Below are 13,522 nucleotides of genomic sequence, written 5' to 3'. Positions count from 1 at the left end.
AAATAAATGTTTTGGATAATGGGAGAATGCTATGTTTTTGATTGAGCGAAGAAAAAAGATTATTGAATTCTTAAATGTACAACAAAAAGCTACTGTGAAAGAATTGGCAGCTACGCTTAAAGTTACTGAGGTTACTTTAAGAAGTGACTTGAAAGTGCTTGAGCGAGAAGGTCTAATTAAGCGGGTACACGGTGGTGCAGTTTTAATTGAACAGGAGAATCCGGAAACTTCATTCATGTCTAGAACAGAAGAAAATAAAGATAAAAAGATTATGATTGCACACAAAGCGGTGGAAATGGTAAAAAGTGGACAATGTTTACTTTTAGATGGAAGTACGACAATTCTGGAATTTGCAAGAATTCTAAAAAGGATGCCGCTAAGATTGACGGTTGTAACGAACGGCATTTATACTGCACTGGAATTAAGCGAAAATCCACAGATTACTGTTATTTTAGTCGGTGGTGTATTGCGCGTTGGGTCTACTACGCTTGAAGGGACATTGGGAACGCACGTATTGAATAAATTAAATTTTGATATTATGTTTACGTCTAATAATGGTTTTACAATAGATGATGGACTGATGGATTTTAATGTTTATGAAGCTGATTTAAAACGGGCAATGGCAAATGCTGCGAGAAAATTGGTAGCACTTATGGATTCTAGTAAATTTGATAAGTCGTCTTCTGCCTCTTTTGCACCAACACGTCAAATAGATACTTTAATTACTGATGAATTTATTTCTGTTGATACGATAGAACAATTGAAAAAATTAAATGTTCAGGTTGTAATCGCATAAGAATTTAATATTTATAGGGAAAAATAATCCGATGATTAAACTTATTAATCGTCGGATTATTTTTTTAAACTTGTACTATTTTATGAAAACTCTGCATAGAATATATTGGTAATTTTCTAAAGGAGGAAAAAAATGTACAAAGCAAAAAACTATCCATCACTATGGACGATAACAAGTGTAAGTAATCTTCTCATGAAAAATCATATTAAATTATATAAAGGCTATGTTGAAAACACGAATGTAATATTAAATGAATTAAAGCAGAAAAATGAAGATTTAATTTGTCGCCAAACGATGAAGTTGCGATTGGGTTGGGAATTTTCAGGGATGAGGCTACATGAATATTTCTTTGGCAATTTAGGAAAAGAACCAATGATTCAGAGTGGAGAATTATTAGATTGGCTGAATCATTGTTTTGGTAGTTTTAATGATTGGCAGGAAGATTTTATTGAAACAGCAATGACACGTGGCAATGGATGGGCGGTACTTTGCCGCGATAACCATACGGGAAATTTGATGAATATATGGATACAGGATCATGCCACAGGCACATTGATTGGTTGTCAGCCGCTATTGGTGATAGATGCTTGGGAACATGCGTATATGATTGATTATGGATTAGACCGTAGAAATTATATAGAACGAATCATGAATGAAATCAATTGGGCGGTAGTAGTTGATCGATTTTGTAAAATAGGGATATAAATACATATAAAAATACAGGATAGTAAAGGAGCATGTATTACTATCCTGTATTTTCGGGAGATTTTTGACAAAAAAATAGATATTTGTTATACTGTCATGTATGAATATGCGGTCGTAGCTCAGACGGATAGAGCGGTTGCCTCCTAAGCAATAGGCCACAGGTTCGACTCCTGTCGATCGCACCATTAGAATAAATGAGTTTCGGAATTTACCGGAACTCTTTTTTTATTGTATAAAAACTTTAATAATAAATAGAAGCTTTTTTAGATAAAACCGATAGAAGTCACTACCTTGCGAGTGTATTTAGCCGTTGCATAGCCTTGCGATAGCGGGGGTTTAAGATGATTTTGTGGAGTTATGGTAAATATATCGAGAGGAAGAAGTGACGATTATAGAAGTATCGAAGAGATATAGTTTTTATATGTACAAAGGTTTAGATAATAAGTATAGGAAGACATGCGCCGGATGCAATAGAAAAGACGCAAGAAAGTGAAAGGGCTGAATAGGCTCTTTTTTTTATCAAAATTTATATATTTACCTGTTTAAAAATTACCTAATCAAGAATGTATACAAGTGAAAGACAGTAAACAAACGAAAAAGAAAACTGAATTAAGAGGTTTGTAAATTACCGGATTTCAAAAATATTTATAAAAGAGGAGAAATAAAAAATGTTATACAGATTAAATGATGAATTTGTGAAAATTGAAGAAGCAGAAGGGCTAATGCAAAATTTAAGTAAAGACCAAAGTGTTGAACTTGTGACTTGCATTGAAAATCCGCAAAAAGATAGTGGTGTAGTATTACAGCCAAAAGAAAAATTAAAATTCACAGTAAAACCCGATGAATTTATTTATGCTAGATGCGTAGAAAATGGAGGGGTTATGGCAAATCTTAGTGTAGTAAATTTAGCTTTTGCTTCAAATGCTAATATAAAACATGATCATGATGATCGCTACTATACAGAAGCAGAAATTGATAAATTGCTTGCACAGCTAGATTTTAATCAAATTAATGATTCTGAAATTTTAACAACTAAAACATGGTCAAGTGACAAAATTTCTAAGGTGCTTAATAAATATTATGCAAAAGAAGAAATCGACAAGTTGTTGCAAGCTTTGAATTACTGTGAAATTGACGACAGTGTTGTTGTAAGTAATAAAACATGGTCAAGTCAAAAAATCAGTTCTGATTTTAATGAAAAAGCTGATAAAAATCATACGCATAAAGAAATTGTTGAAGAATTAAAAGGTGATATTGAAGAAGCAACACAAAAATCAGGAATAAATTTATTAAAACGCAATAAGGCTTATGTAATTGGAGATATAGCATATAGTTCCAATCTTCCGGGCTGGGTAAGATTGGAATGCATTACAGCTGGCACAACGGCAGGTACAGAACCATCGCTTTTGAATATTACACAAGCAGGTATTTTGGTTACAGATGGCACGGTGGTATTTATCGTTGATGATGTTAGGGAGGGAAACAGGGTAGGTAATATCGTCATGCGTCATACTTTGTGTGATGGCTTTGTTAAAGCAAATGGAGCAGTATTAGTAGCAAGCGATTATCCGAGATTGAAAAATTTCGTTGTAGAAAAAGGTTTAAGTGTATCAGCGACAGAGTGGCAAGCGGGAATGCATGGATTGTATGTATATGATGAAACCGCAGATACATTGAAAGTTCCAGATGTGAGGGCAATGTTTATTCGCGGTCTAGATGATGGACGTGGGATTGATGAAAATCGCGGTTTAGGTTCTACACAGGAAAGTGCTAATAAATCACATGTTCACTATACCTCAGATCAAAATACAACAAGGCTTCCAGCAATAGATGGGACAGGTGGAGTACAATTTTTAAACCTAAATAATGGTTCAAGAGTAAATTTCAATGCTGATATTCAACCTAGTGGTGGTAAAGAATCAAGACCTTACAATATTGCATTAATAGCACAAATCAAATATTAATATTAAGAGAGGCATTCAGCCTCTCTTTTTCATAGGAGGATGATTAAATGTTCAATTTTTTTCGCGAGATAATCCCAGTAAGGTTTGAAATGGAAGTTGGAGCTGTATGTTCTTTCGTGGGGACATTTCTTTCATATTTAACAGGTGGATTTGATATAATGTTCCAAACATTAATTATGGTGATGTTTCTTGACTTTGTTACTGGCATAATGGCTGCTTGGTGTGAAAATGAAGATAGCAAAAAGAAACCAAGTAGTAAACGAGGGCTAAAAGGAATCATCAAAAAAGTATTTATATTATCGTTAGTTGCTTTAGCACATTTAATAGATCAGATATCAGGTGGAGGAGATCTTGCCAGAAGCATGACAATATGGTTCTTTTTTGCAAATGAAGGACTAAGTATTCTAGAAAATGCTTCTAGAATCGGTCTACCTGTACCAAAAACGATTAAAAATAAATTGGCTCAATTGGCCGAGGAAAAGGTGGGAAAATACTTATGAAAATATTTTTAAATCCAGGGCATCAGCCAGGGGTTGATTCAGGCGCAGTAAATAAAGAACTAGGCTTACAAGAATGCTATACTACTTTGAATATTAGCAAGCGTGTAAAACAATACCTCGAAGCAGTAGGATATCAGGTTCAGATGGTGCAATCTGATAACCTTGCAGGTGAAAGTCCTCAATATATAAATGTTACTGAGTCTGCAAATACATGGGGAGCAGATTTGTTTATAAGTATTCATTGTAATTCTGCACCTCGTTCGGATGTACGAGGTGTTGAAACATTATGTTGCGGTTTAGGTGATGAGGGGGAAAGATTGGCAGAGTGCATACAAGATCAAGTGGTTGCTACAATTCAAAAGATTGATTTTAATTTTCCTGATCGTGGAGTCAAGAAAGATGTACGAGGATTAGCGGTATTAAGAGCAACAGCAATGCCAGCCGTACTTGTGGAAATGGCATTTATCAATAATGTTGAAGATGCAAAGCTATTAATTGATTACGAAGATGAATTTGCTCGTGCAATCGCCAGAGGAATTAGTGATTTTTATGCATAAAAAGAGTGAAATTAAAAATAATGCATTATAAATTGAAGTAATAAATATGTCGTAATAGAATTGAATTAAACTCCCATAAAAATTTTCTTAAAGTATTGATATTATGGGTGTTTCATGGCTTCAAGGTGAATTTTTATAGTCAATTGGGTACAGGTTTGACTCTTATCACTGCACCATTAGAAATTAAAACCTCCCAAACATGGGAGGTTTATTTATTATTGTCTTTCTTGTTAAATGTATCAATGATAAATTGCTGGAATTTTTTTGCGGCGGGTGAGAGGTATTTATTTATATTCCATGCCATGCCGAGCGGGCGGATACAATACGGTGTAGAGATGGAGATAAAAGTGATGTTTAAATGTTCAAGACCGGGAATATGAGGGATTAATGAAACGCCTAGTTTGGCATCGACTAATCCAGCTACGGTTGCAATTTCATCGCCTTCAAACATGATATTAGGATGAATGGAGGCTGCTTCAAAACATTGATTTACTAACAAGCGTAAGCCATAAGTTGGTTTGAAAGTAATAATAGATTCTTGGGCAATTTCTTTTAACTCAATTGTTTTTCTTTTGGATAAAGGGTGGTCATTCGGAACGATAAGGAAAATCTCTTCGGAACAAAGTGGCATCCAACCGATGGTGCCTGTAGTGATAATTGATGAGCAAAGGGACAAATCACAGCTCCCTTCAGCAAGGTGCTTAATTAATTGTGTAGAGTTGTATTGATAGAGACGAAATTTTATATTGGGATAAATTTGGTTAAATTTACTGATAAGTTCAGGGACAATATAGCCGCCTAAAGAATGAAGGAATGACAAATGAATAACGCCTTTATTGGGTGAGGACAAATCAGCAAGAGTTTGTTTACCGGTACTGATTTCTTGTAATGCCCTCTCAATGTGTGCTAAAAATATTTGTCCGTACTGGGTAAGTTTAATTGTTTTGCCTGATCTTTCGAATAAGGGAACGCCTAGTTCTGATTCTAACTTTGCAATAGAGCGGCTTAATGCTGGTTGAGAAACAGATAAATTTTGCGAAGCTTGTGTAAAATGATTAATATGGGCAAGTGCCTTAAAATATTCAAGCTGATTTAGTTCCATAAATAAACCCTCCATCAAGTAAGACTTGATTCAGATGAAGGTTTCAATCCATCTGAATTTTAGTTTCACTTATCCAGAGACTTAGCCGCTCGCCTGTGAGTATAACTTATATTTATAGAAAATGGAGATTTAGAGCGGGGGAGTCAGAGGATAAAGCATTTCTTTTGATCAATAATAGTAAGTTCGTATTTTCATATTAAGATTATCATAGCTGAATCTTTAAGATTTTACTAGCGTATTAGAGAAAAATTATGCATTTTAGTAATAGAAATAATGCATAGCGTTAATGTAAGAATATGCTTAGCCTATAGGTTTAGTATAGTTGGATAAGTTATTTTATTTTTTGATGCAGTAAAAGTATAAAAGTTATTATTACTATGCATTTGACGTATTAAAAGTGTTGCTCTATGATAGGGGAAGATTATTTAATGGGGTGTTCAATTGATGGAAACAGAAATGCGAAGTTTTATAGAGAAAGATACCAATGCATATTGGCGTGCAATTGTAACGTTGTTTTTAGGTAGTGTAGCCGCTTTTGGGGCTGAATATTGTTTGCAACCAATTATTCCTGTTTTAGCGAAGGAATTTAATTTGATGCCAGCGACAGCAAGTTTAGCGATGTCATTTGGTACAGCGGGAATGGCATTTGCAATGATTGGAATTGCGAGCTTTGCAACAAGGTTAGAACGAAAAAAAACGATGACAATTGCGTTAGGTGTTGCGGCCGTTTTAGCTATTGCAATTGCAATTAGTTCGAGTTTTGAGTTGATTTTGGGATTAAGATTATGTCAAGGAATTTTGTTAGCAGGTTTTCCCGCGTTAGCAGTTGCTTATATTAATGAGGAATTTGATCCTAAAATTATTGGGCTGGTTGTTGGAATATATGTAGGTGCGAATTCATTGGGGGGATTGTCTGGCCGTTTACTTATTAGTACATTGACAGATTTCTTTTCTTGGCGTATTGGACTTGGAGCAGCTGGAGCTTTATATTTATTGATTGCAGTTGCATTTTGGTTTGGATTGCCGAATCCAACGAAGAAAATAGCAGCGAAAAAGAATGGAGATAATGTATTAGAAGGTTTTAAAAGTGTATTGAGAAATAAAGCTGTTGTTACTATCTATGCCATTGCTTTTATCATCATGGGCTCTTTCGTTTGTATATATAACTATATTAGTTACGTGTTTATTGCTCCACCGTACAATTTAAGTCAAACGGTTGTTGGAATGATTTTTACGATGTATCTTTTAGGTGCTGTGAGTTCTACCGTTATGGGGGGGTTATCTGATCGTTATGGAAATGGAAAAATTCTTTGTCTAGGATGTATAATGATGTTGGTTGGTACGTTGATTACCATGGGATCGCCTCTAATATTAAAGATTATAGGTTTAGCGTTGTTTACGTTTGGATTTTTTGGCAGTCATTCGACAGCTTGCAGTTGGGCGGGTAAAATTGCCAAAGGGGATAAAGCGAGAATATCTTCGATGTATATGTTGTTTTATTATATTGGTGCTAGTGTAATTGGTACAGTGGGCGGATTTTTCTTAAGTTCGTATGGCTGGGATGGCGTGGCTTTATTTATTGGTTCGGTGTTGGCAATTGCCTTATTAATGGCTATGCGATTAACTTTTAGTGAGTTTTCATTATTTCATTTCAACCTTCATAAGGTGCATTAACTTAAAAAAATCAAATAATAAATGATAAAACCAGCAATTGGATTCTTATCTTGAATCTAATTGCTGGTTTTTGTTTGATTGAAAATATTTAGTCGAATCTTATCAATAGGAAAAAAGTTTTATTTTTATCTCCAAAATGCTTAAGTAATTGGAATAAAATTACGATAATATATATAACAAGGATGTAAAGTTATATTAGGCGGTGATTTATATGATTGAAAGGATTTTGGAAATTATGCCGATTCAAAGGATTGATAACTATAATAATAATCGTCAATCGTCAAGGGATAATATGAAACGAAAAGATGAATTGAGCTTTGGGGCTATTTTAGAGAAAAAGATGAACCAAATGGAAAATAATCAAAATAGAAAAAGTGATGCTTATCATCTTGATTTAAGGAAAGGCTGACAAGAATAGATGTTGCTAAAATCTGAAAATAATAATAGAATATTAAACAGTGTAAGATAAGAATATCCTATGTGAAAATGTAGTGATATTCTTATTTTTTATTTGAAAACAAGAATTCATTATTTATATGAATCAAGTTTTACTTTATTGCAATAAATGGATGTGAAATAAGATGAATGATGAAGGGTATATGAGACTAGCATTAGTCGAAGCGCAGAAAGCTTTTGTGTTAGGGGAGGTCCCCATAGGTGCGATTATTGTAATGGATGGAGAAGTTGTTGCTGTGGGACATAATATGAGGGAAACCTGGAATGATGCAACAGCACATGCAGAAGTTGTAGCGATAAAAGCTGCCTGTGAAAAGTTAAATCGGTGGCGACTTTCAGGTGCTACACTTTACGTTACAATTGAACCTTGTCCGATGTGTGCTGGTGCTTTGGTGATGAGCAGGGTGGACAGAGTTGTTTACGGTAGTACAGATGCAAAGGCTGGAGCAGTAGAATCTATTTTTAATATTGTGAATCATCAAGCCTTGAATCATCGTTTAGAAGTAACCTCGGGCGTTTTAGAAGATGAATGTCGTAATTTAATGAAAAAGTTTTTTAAAGAACGACGTCAGCTGAAAAAATTACAAGTCAATCAAGATAAGGCATGACGCCACTCAGTTAATAGTGCATCAAAATTCCAACGCGCATTTGCAGGGCTGGTAGACGGTAAAGCTAGATAGTTGATACGTTCGGGAAATATCATTCCGATGTGACGTTGGTAGGAGCTTTTTGCTTTATTTCCATTAAAGCAAATGCGATGAATCTTAGGATATTGAGTTAAAAAGGCACTGAAATTATGCACTTTTTCGTTTGTAATGTTTGAATCGAGACTTCCTTCACGGTTGCAGGAGTATACGACGTCCCATAATGCGATTTTATTTGCTAAGAGAAGAGTAAGTTTATCTTCATAAGCCTCAGGGACAATGCCGTTGTTGAATATTTCCCCCATGATCCGCCAAAAGCGATTCTGTGGATGAGCATAATATTGTTGGTGAGCAAGAGAACAAACCCCTGGCATTGAGCCAAGAATTAATATTTCTGAATTTTGGTCGATAGAAGCATCAAAACAAATACATTTACTCATGATAATCCTGCTTTCCTTTGATATGAGCTTAATTATAGCATAAATAAGGCTGTTTCAGTAGGCATTTTAACTCCCGCTGAAAGCAATGTGTAATCTAAGGACGAATGCTCGTTTCCAGCAAATAGTTCAAATTTTATATGTTTACTTTTATAGGTTTTGTGATATAATATTAAATGTTCTTAACTGAATACATGGAGAGGTGTCCGAGTGGTCGAAGGTGATTGACTCGAAATCAATTGTACCGCAAGGTACCGAGGGTTCGAATCCCTCCCTCTCTGCCATTGAAATTATAGGCTTTGCGAATATTTTGCAGAGCCTTTTTTGTTGTGTAAATTAAATGTTGTGGTAGAATAAAAGGATTTAAATGATGAGAATAAGGGGGAAGATAATGATGTTTAGAGAAATGCGAAGAATAGATAGAAAAATCAGTGATGATCAGGCTAAAGACCTTTTGAAAAACAATACATATGGAGTTATGTCAACGATAGGGGCTGATGGTTATCCTTATGGAGTGCCATTAAATTATGTCTTTTTCAATGGTGCAATATATTTTCATTGTGCTGCTGATGGGCATAAATTCGATAATATTTCAAGAGATAATAAAATCTCTTTTTGTGTGGTTGGGGAGACACAAGTTTTACCAGATAAATTTAGTACAAAGTATGAGAGTGTCATTATATTTGGCAGAGCAACGGAAATTTTTGATAATGAAAAAAATATTTATCTAGCAGAGTTAATAAATAAATATTCGGCGGATTATATTGAGCAAGGAAAGGAATATATCCAAAAGGGAATCAGGAATACTAAGGTTGTAAAACTTAGTATAGAGCACATTTCAGGAAAGGGCCGAAGATAATTTTTAATGATGTATTGCAGATAAAGTGCTGACATTAAAAAACATAGAGTTTAAATTGATAAATTTAAACTGTGCATGAATGGTTGGCGGGACATTGTGTTGAGTTATATATTGATGTAATGTAGAAATTTAATTTAAAGGTAATAAGGGCTGTTTTAAAATGGGAGGTTATCCTCTATTTTAAAACAGCTTTTTTATATTCAAGATTTACTTTCTAGGTTCACTATGCATAACATTTTGTATATATTTCAATGTGGAAAGTTTTTTCATCATAGATAATTTCTCTGGAAAGCTAAATTAGTAAGTGGAGGAGGTGTGAATGTGGCCGTTCATATTTCAGATTTGTTAATTGATACTTATCGGGGGATTAAAAATCTAGAAATGCATAATCTTAGTGATATCAATATTATTACTGGTGATAACAATTGCGGGAAAACAAGTATTATGGAGGTGTTTAAAAATTTAAATAATATAAATGATATTAATACTTGGCTTGACGATATAAGAGGCGGTCATCATAAGATGTTGCCTTATGATGTTATGGAAAATTTATTTAATATTGATAGCGATAGAAAAGAACTTTCTTATGGTGTGAAAAAAGCGATAAGTAAAGAATTTTTAAGTTTACGCTTAGAAGCTGTACGGGAAGTTTCAATATTATCAAAAAATGAATTGAGAGAAATTGCTTCATTTCCTAATGACTATAATAAAGAAGTGTGTAGATTTTCCTATCGTATTTATTGTAATAATCTCTGTGAAAAAAAAGGGATGGTGTATAATTTCCCTACCCCCAATATTAGAGGAGGAAATAATAGCAAAAAGCTGACCTTGGTAAAAGTAAAATATATTTCGCCAGTAGAACATATTACGGGGGATGTGTATTTACCTAAGGTGCTAGATAGTGGTGAGTTGTATCAGGAGATGTTAGCTCTGCTAAAAGAATTTGACAAAAATATTATTAGCATAAACACAGAGAAGATAAATCATCCATATAGAAATAGAAAAGTGTATAAAGTTTTAGTGAAAGGGCAGAAAAAAGAACTTCCTCTTGATGTCTATGGAGACGGAATGAAAAAAGCAATATTTTTAATGAATGCTGTAGTTATTGCTAAAGATGGGATTTTACTTTTGGATGAATTTGAAACAGCAATTCATCCTTCTGAAATGAATAAAGTTTTTTCGTGGATTCTTAAAACTTGCCAAAGATTTAATATTCAATTGTTTCTGACTTCGCATAGCAAGGAAGCCATTGATAAACTGCTGAAGTGTGTTCCGGAATTTCAAAATATGATAAGAGTGATTACTTTATATAAGAAAGAAAATGAAACAGTAGCACGGGTTTTGGAGGGAAGAGAGGCTATTGAGGCTCAAGATGATTTAGGATTGGAGTTGAGATAGAATGAAGAGTGTAATATTGTGTGAAGGTGGAACGGATTTGGCACTTCTTCAATATTTTATGGAGGTAGCGAATGGCTGGGAGAATCGTGAAGGCAGCGATTTCAAGATAAATATTGGAAAATCTCGCAAGGCTTTTATGCAGGATAACGATTATTTACTGATAGCGGAAACGGGTGGATGTTCTAACATATGTCCGCAAATCAACAAGCTTCTTAGGCTAATTACACGGTCAGCTACCCAAAAAGAAATGATTGATAAAATTGTAGTTATTACGGACAGAGATGAAGTTGATAGCTTAGAGCAGTTTATCTATGGTATTAAAAATCTTTTTGGAAAATATGAGATAACTTTGCAAAATGAAATCTTGGAGAATCAATGGATTCCCTGCAGCGTTAGAAATGGCGTTAAAGATGTAGTGCATTTTGAGATGCTATTTTTATTGATTCCTTTTGAAACGACGGGAGCTTTGGAAACTTTTCTTTTAGAAGCAGTCTCTAAGAAGGATAAGTATGATGGTATAATTGTAGAGAAATGTAATACTTTTGTTGATACTCTTGATTGTGCTAGAAAATATTTATCAAAACGCAGATATAAAACAAAAGCGAAATTTGATGTGTATTTTTCGATTAGAACTCCAGTAGAACAATTTTTAGAAAGACATAATATATTAAAAAACATAAAATGGGAAGAGTATGAGTACATGCAAGAAAGCTTTAAAGAGTTAAAAGCATTACATATAAATCAACTTTAAGAGCTTTTAATCTCAACGTATGTTTAGGTGTAATCCTAAGTTGGACTTATCCGTTCACTATTTAAAATATAAGCTTTGCGGGCGCTTTCGCAAAGCTTTCTTGCTGTATGGAAGAAAAAAATATATTGTTGAGTTCAAATATATTTTGTTTGAAAAGTGTCATGATATGTGAGACAATAATTATGGATTTAATTTCTATTTAGTATAATTCAAGTAAAAATACATATTATTACTTTTTGCTGTGGCGATCTATATATAATTGAGGTTACATATTGAATTGGATTTGATGAGGTGCTTTTATATACTAAACTACTCTTGTTATAAAATAGATGATGATAAACAATTTTAAGGAGGCAGAATAACAATGAAAATTACTAAGGATATTTTTAATGTTGGTGTAAATGATCATCAGATTGATTTGTTTGAAGGACAGTATGCTGTACCAAATGGAATGTCGTACAATTCTTATGTCATTTTAGACGAGAAAATCGCTGTTTTAGATACCGTTGATGTTCATTTTACAAATGAATGGCTAGATAATTTGAAAGCTGTATTAGAAAATCGTGAGCCAGATTATTTAATCATTCAGCATATGGAGCCAGACCATTCTGCAAGTATCTATGACTTCGTAAACGCTTATCCAAAGGCGATAATTGTGGCGAATGCCAAAACCTTTGTCATGTTGGAGAATTTTTTTGATGATATGGATATTGAAAATAGGAAATTGGTTGTGAAAAACAATGACAAGCTTTCCTTGGGAAGCCATGAGCTGCATTTTGTTTTTGCACCTATGGTGCATTGGCCTGAGGTTATGGTTTGTTATGATAGTAAAGATAAGGTGCTATTCTCGGCAGATGCCTTTGGAAAATTTGGAGCATTAGATGTAGATGAAGAATGGGAGTATGAGGCACGCCGCTATTATATCGGAATTATTGCTAAGTATGGTACGCAGGTTCAAGCACTGTTAAAGCATATAGAAGCAATGGACATTGATATTATCTGTTCATTACATGGCCCTGCTTTACAAGAGAACATAGCTCATTATCTAGCATTGTATAATATTTGGTCTTCCTTCCGTGTCGAATCGGAAGGCGTTATGATTGCTTATACTTCGATTTATGGACATACGAAAAAGGCTGTAGAGATTTTGGCTGAAAAGCTAAAGGAAAAAGGTTGCCCAAATGTAGTTGTATGTGATCTTGCAAGAGCAGATATGGCAGGAGCGGTAGCCGATGCTTTTCGATATGGGAAGCTAGTTTTGGCGACGACCACCTATAATGCGGGAATTTTCCCTTTTGTAAAGCAGTTTATTGATCATTTAACTGAGCGCAACTATCAGAACCGTACGATTGGTTTAATTGAGAATGGTTCGTGGGCACCTTTGGCAGCAAAGATTATGAAGGACATGCTTTCTTCTAGCAAAAATATTACATGGATTGATACTACCGTAAGAATCAACTCGGCGGTTAAGGCGGAAAATGTAGATCAACTTGAGGTTATGGCAAAGGAACTTTGCTAGAAGAACATTCTCAGGTGGGGATAAAAGTTTTCTCTATGTAAATTAACAGAACTATGATGATTAAAAAAATGCCTGCGTTAGTCGCAGGCATTAATAGTTTGTTGGGGCGAAATTTCATCTTGTATATTTTCTTTGGGCGCAAAAAGCTCCTTTTGTGGCA

At 34.3% G+C, this 13,522-nt stretch carries 14 protein-coding genes and 2 tRNA genes; 14 read left to right on the top strand and 2 right to left on the bottom strand.

Annotation, left to right across the window (positions count from 1 at the left end):
• The first annotated feature begins 31 nt into the window (after positions 1-31).
• From P3F81_RS11260 to P3F81_RS11235, 6 genes are all read left to right on the top strand, one after another.
• Positions 32-796 carry a DeoR/GlpR family DNA-binding transcription regulator gene (locus P3F81_RS11260; RefSeq protein ID WP_147669677.1) on the top strand — a complete coding sequence of 255 codons (765 nt, stop codon included), beginning with the start codon at positions 32-34 and terminating at the stop codon, positions 794-796.
• Positions 797-928: 132 nt separating this feature from the next.
• A complete protein-coding gene (locus tag P3F81_RS11255) occupies positions 929-1,501 on the top strand; it encodes a superoxide dismutase (protein WP_147669678.1) in 573 nt (190 codons plus the stop codon).
• A 108-nt stretch (positions 1,502-1,609) separates the two neighbouring features.
• Positions 1,610-1,686 (top strand) — tRNA-Arg (locus P3F81_RS11250).
• Between the two features lie 483 nt (positions 1,687-2,169).
• On the top strand, positions 2,170-3,465 hold the full coding sequence (locus tag P3F81_RS11245; protein WP_309320409.1) for a hypothetical protein: 1,296 nt from the start codon (positions 2,170-2,172) through the stop codon (positions 3,463-3,465).
• 47 nt (positions 3,466-3,512) lie between these two features.
• Positions 3,513-3,965, top strand: a complete 453-nt coding sequence (locus P3F81_RS11240; protein ID WP_309320408.1) for a phage holin family protein — start codon at positions 3,513-3,515, stop codon at positions 3,963-3,965.
• Complete coding sequence (locus P3F81_RS11235; RefSeq protein ID WP_147669679.1) at positions 3,962-4,522, top strand: N-acetylmuramoyl-L-alanine amidase family protein; 561 nt, start codon at positions 3,962-3,964, stop codon at positions 4,520-4,522. Before P3F81_RS11240 ends, P3F81_RS11235 begins: the two co-directional genes overlap by 4 nt.
• A gap of 208 nt (positions 4,523-4,730) precedes the next feature.
• Here the strand turns inward: P3F81_RS11235 and P3F81_RS11230 are convergent, their stop codons facing one another.
• Positions 4,731-5,624, bottom strand: coding sequence for a LysR family transcriptional regulator (locus P3F81_RS11230; RefSeq protein ID WP_147669680.1), 894 nt, complete (start codon positions 5,622-5,624; stop codon positions 4,731-4,733).
• 444 nt (positions 5,625-6,068) lie between these two features.
• Here P3F81_RS11230 and P3F81_RS11225 point away from each other — a divergent pair, with 444 nt between their 5' ends.
• The 3 genes from P3F81_RS11225 (at position 6,069) to tadA (ending at position 8,362) form a co-directional block, all read left to right on the top strand.
• Positions 6,069-7,298 (top strand): MFS transporter, encoded by a 1,230-nt coding sequence (locus P3F81_RS11225; RefSeq protein ID WP_309320798.1) that lies wholly within the window; start codon positions 6,069-6,071, stop codon positions 7,296-7,298.
• A gap of 211 nt (positions 7,299-7,509) precedes the next feature.
• The gene (locus tag P3F81_RS11220; protein WP_147669681.1) at positions 7,510-7,707 is read left to right on the top strand and encodes a hypothetical protein; all 198 of its coding nucleotides are present in this window, start codon (positions 7,510-7,512) and stop codon (positions 7,705-7,707) included.
• 172 nt (positions 7,708-7,879) lie between these two features.
• Positions 7,880-8,362, top strand: coding sequence for a tRNA adenosine(34) deaminase TadA (gene tadA / locus P3F81_RS11215; RefSeq protein ID WP_147669682.1), 483 nt, complete (start codon positions 7,880-7,882; stop codon positions 8,360-8,362).
• Here tadA and P3F81_RS11210 read toward each other — a convergent pair.
• The gene (locus tag P3F81_RS11210; protein WP_147669683.1) at positions 8,347-8,838 is read right to left on the bottom strand and encodes a DNA-deoxyinosine glycosylase; all 492 of its coding nucleotides are present in this window, start codon (positions 8,836-8,838) and stop codon (positions 8,347-8,349) included. The two genes, tadA and P3F81_RS11210, sit on opposite strands and share 16 nt — an antisense overlap.
• Before the next feature lie 193 nt (positions 8,839-9,031).
• Here P3F81_RS11210 and P3F81_RS11205 point away from each other — a divergent pair.
• The 5 genes from P3F81_RS11205 (at position 9,032) to P3F81_RS11185 (ending at position 13,362) form a co-directional block, all read left to right on the top strand.
• Positions 9,032-9,119, top strand: a tRNA-Ser gene (locus tag P3F81_RS11205).
• 107 nt (positions 9,120-9,226) lie between these two features.
• On the top strand, positions 9,227-9,694 hold the full coding sequence (locus P3F81_RS11200) for a pyridoxamine 5'-phosphate oxidase family protein (RefSeq protein ID WP_309320407.1): 468 nt from the start codon (positions 9,227-9,229) through the stop codon (positions 9,692-9,694).
• Between the two features lie 321 nt (positions 9,695-10,015).
• Entirely contained in the window at positions 10,016-11,092 is a 1,077-nt protein-coding gene (locus P3F81_RS11195) for an AAA family ATPase (RefSeq protein ID WP_147669684.1), read from the top strand.
• Between the two features lies 1 nt (position 11,093).
• Positions 11,094-11,843: a DUF3226 domain-containing protein gene (locus tag P3F81_RS11190; RefSeq protein WP_309320406.1), complete on the top strand. Its 750-nt coding sequence runs from the start codon at positions 11,094-11,096 to the stop codon at positions 11,841-11,843.
• A gap of 364 nt (positions 11,844-12,207) precedes the next feature.
• Positions 12,208-13,362 (top strand): FprA family A-type flavoprotein, encoded by a 1,155-nt coding sequence (locus P3F81_RS11185; RefSeq protein WP_147669685.1) that lies wholly within the window; start codon positions 12,208-12,210, stop codon positions 13,360-13,362.
• Positions 13,363-13,522: the final 160 nt, after the last annotated feature.

Source organism: Selenobaculum gibii (assembly GCF_030273445.1).
In the GTDB taxonomy this organism is placed as follows: Bacteria; Bacillota; Negativicutes; order ICN-92133; family ICN-92133; genus Selenobaculum; species Selenobaculum gibii.
This window is presented reverse-complemented; position numbering and strand designations above follow the sequence as displayed.

Bases quoted from the DNA above. Each gene is read 5' to 3' on its own strand.
- P3F81_RS11200 (WP_309320407.1), top strand. From the start codon at position 9,227: ATGATGTTTAGAGAAATGCGAAGAATAGATAGAAAAATCAGTGATGAT.
- P3F81_RS11190 (WP_309320406.1), top strand. From the start codon at position 11,094: ATGAAGAGTGTAATATTGTGTGAAGGTGGAACGGATTTGGCACTTCTT.
- P3F81_RS11260 (WP_147669677.1), top strand. From the start codon at position 32: ATGTTTTTGATTGAGCGAAGAAAAAAGATTATTGAATTCTTAAATGTA.
- P3F81_RS11255 (WP_147669678.1), top strand. From the start codon at position 929: ATGTACAAAGCAAAAAACTATCCATCACTATGGACGATAACAAGTGTA.
- P3F81_RS11210 (WP_147669683.1), bottom strand. From the start codon at position 8,838: ATGAGTAAATGTATTTGTTTTGATGCTTCTATCGACCAAAATTCAGAA.
- P3F81_RS11240 (WP_309320408.1), top strand. From the start codon at position 3,513: ATGTTCAATTTTTTTCGCGAGATAATCCCAGTAAGGTTTGAAATGGAA.
- P3F81_RS11230 (WP_147669680.1), bottom strand. From the start codon at position 5,624: ATGGAACTAAATCAGCTTGAATATTTTAAGGCACTTGCCCATATTAAT.
- P3F81_RS11225 (WP_309320798.1), top strand. From the start codon at position 6,069: ATGGAAACAGAAATGCGAAGTTTTATAGAGAAAGATACCAATGCATAT.
- P3F81_RS11235 (WP_147669679.1), top strand. From the start codon at position 3,962: ATGAAAATATTTTTAAATCCAGGGCATCAGCCAGGGGTTGATTCAGGC.
- P3F81_RS11185 (WP_147669685.1), top strand. From the start codon at position 12,208: ATGAAAATTACTAAGGATATTTTTAATGTTGGTGTAAATGATCATCAG.
- tadA (WP_147669682.1), top strand. From the start codon at position 7,880: ATGAATGATGAAGGGTATATGAGACTAGCATTAGTCGAAGCGCAGAAA.
- P3F81_RS11220 (WP_147669681.1), top strand. From the start codon at position 7,510: ATGATTGAAAGGATTTTGGAAATTATGCCGATTCAAAGGATTGATAAC.
- P3F81_RS11245 (WP_309320409.1), top strand. From the start codon at position 2,170: ATGTTATACAGATTAAATGATGAATTTGTGAAAATTGAAGAAGCAGAA.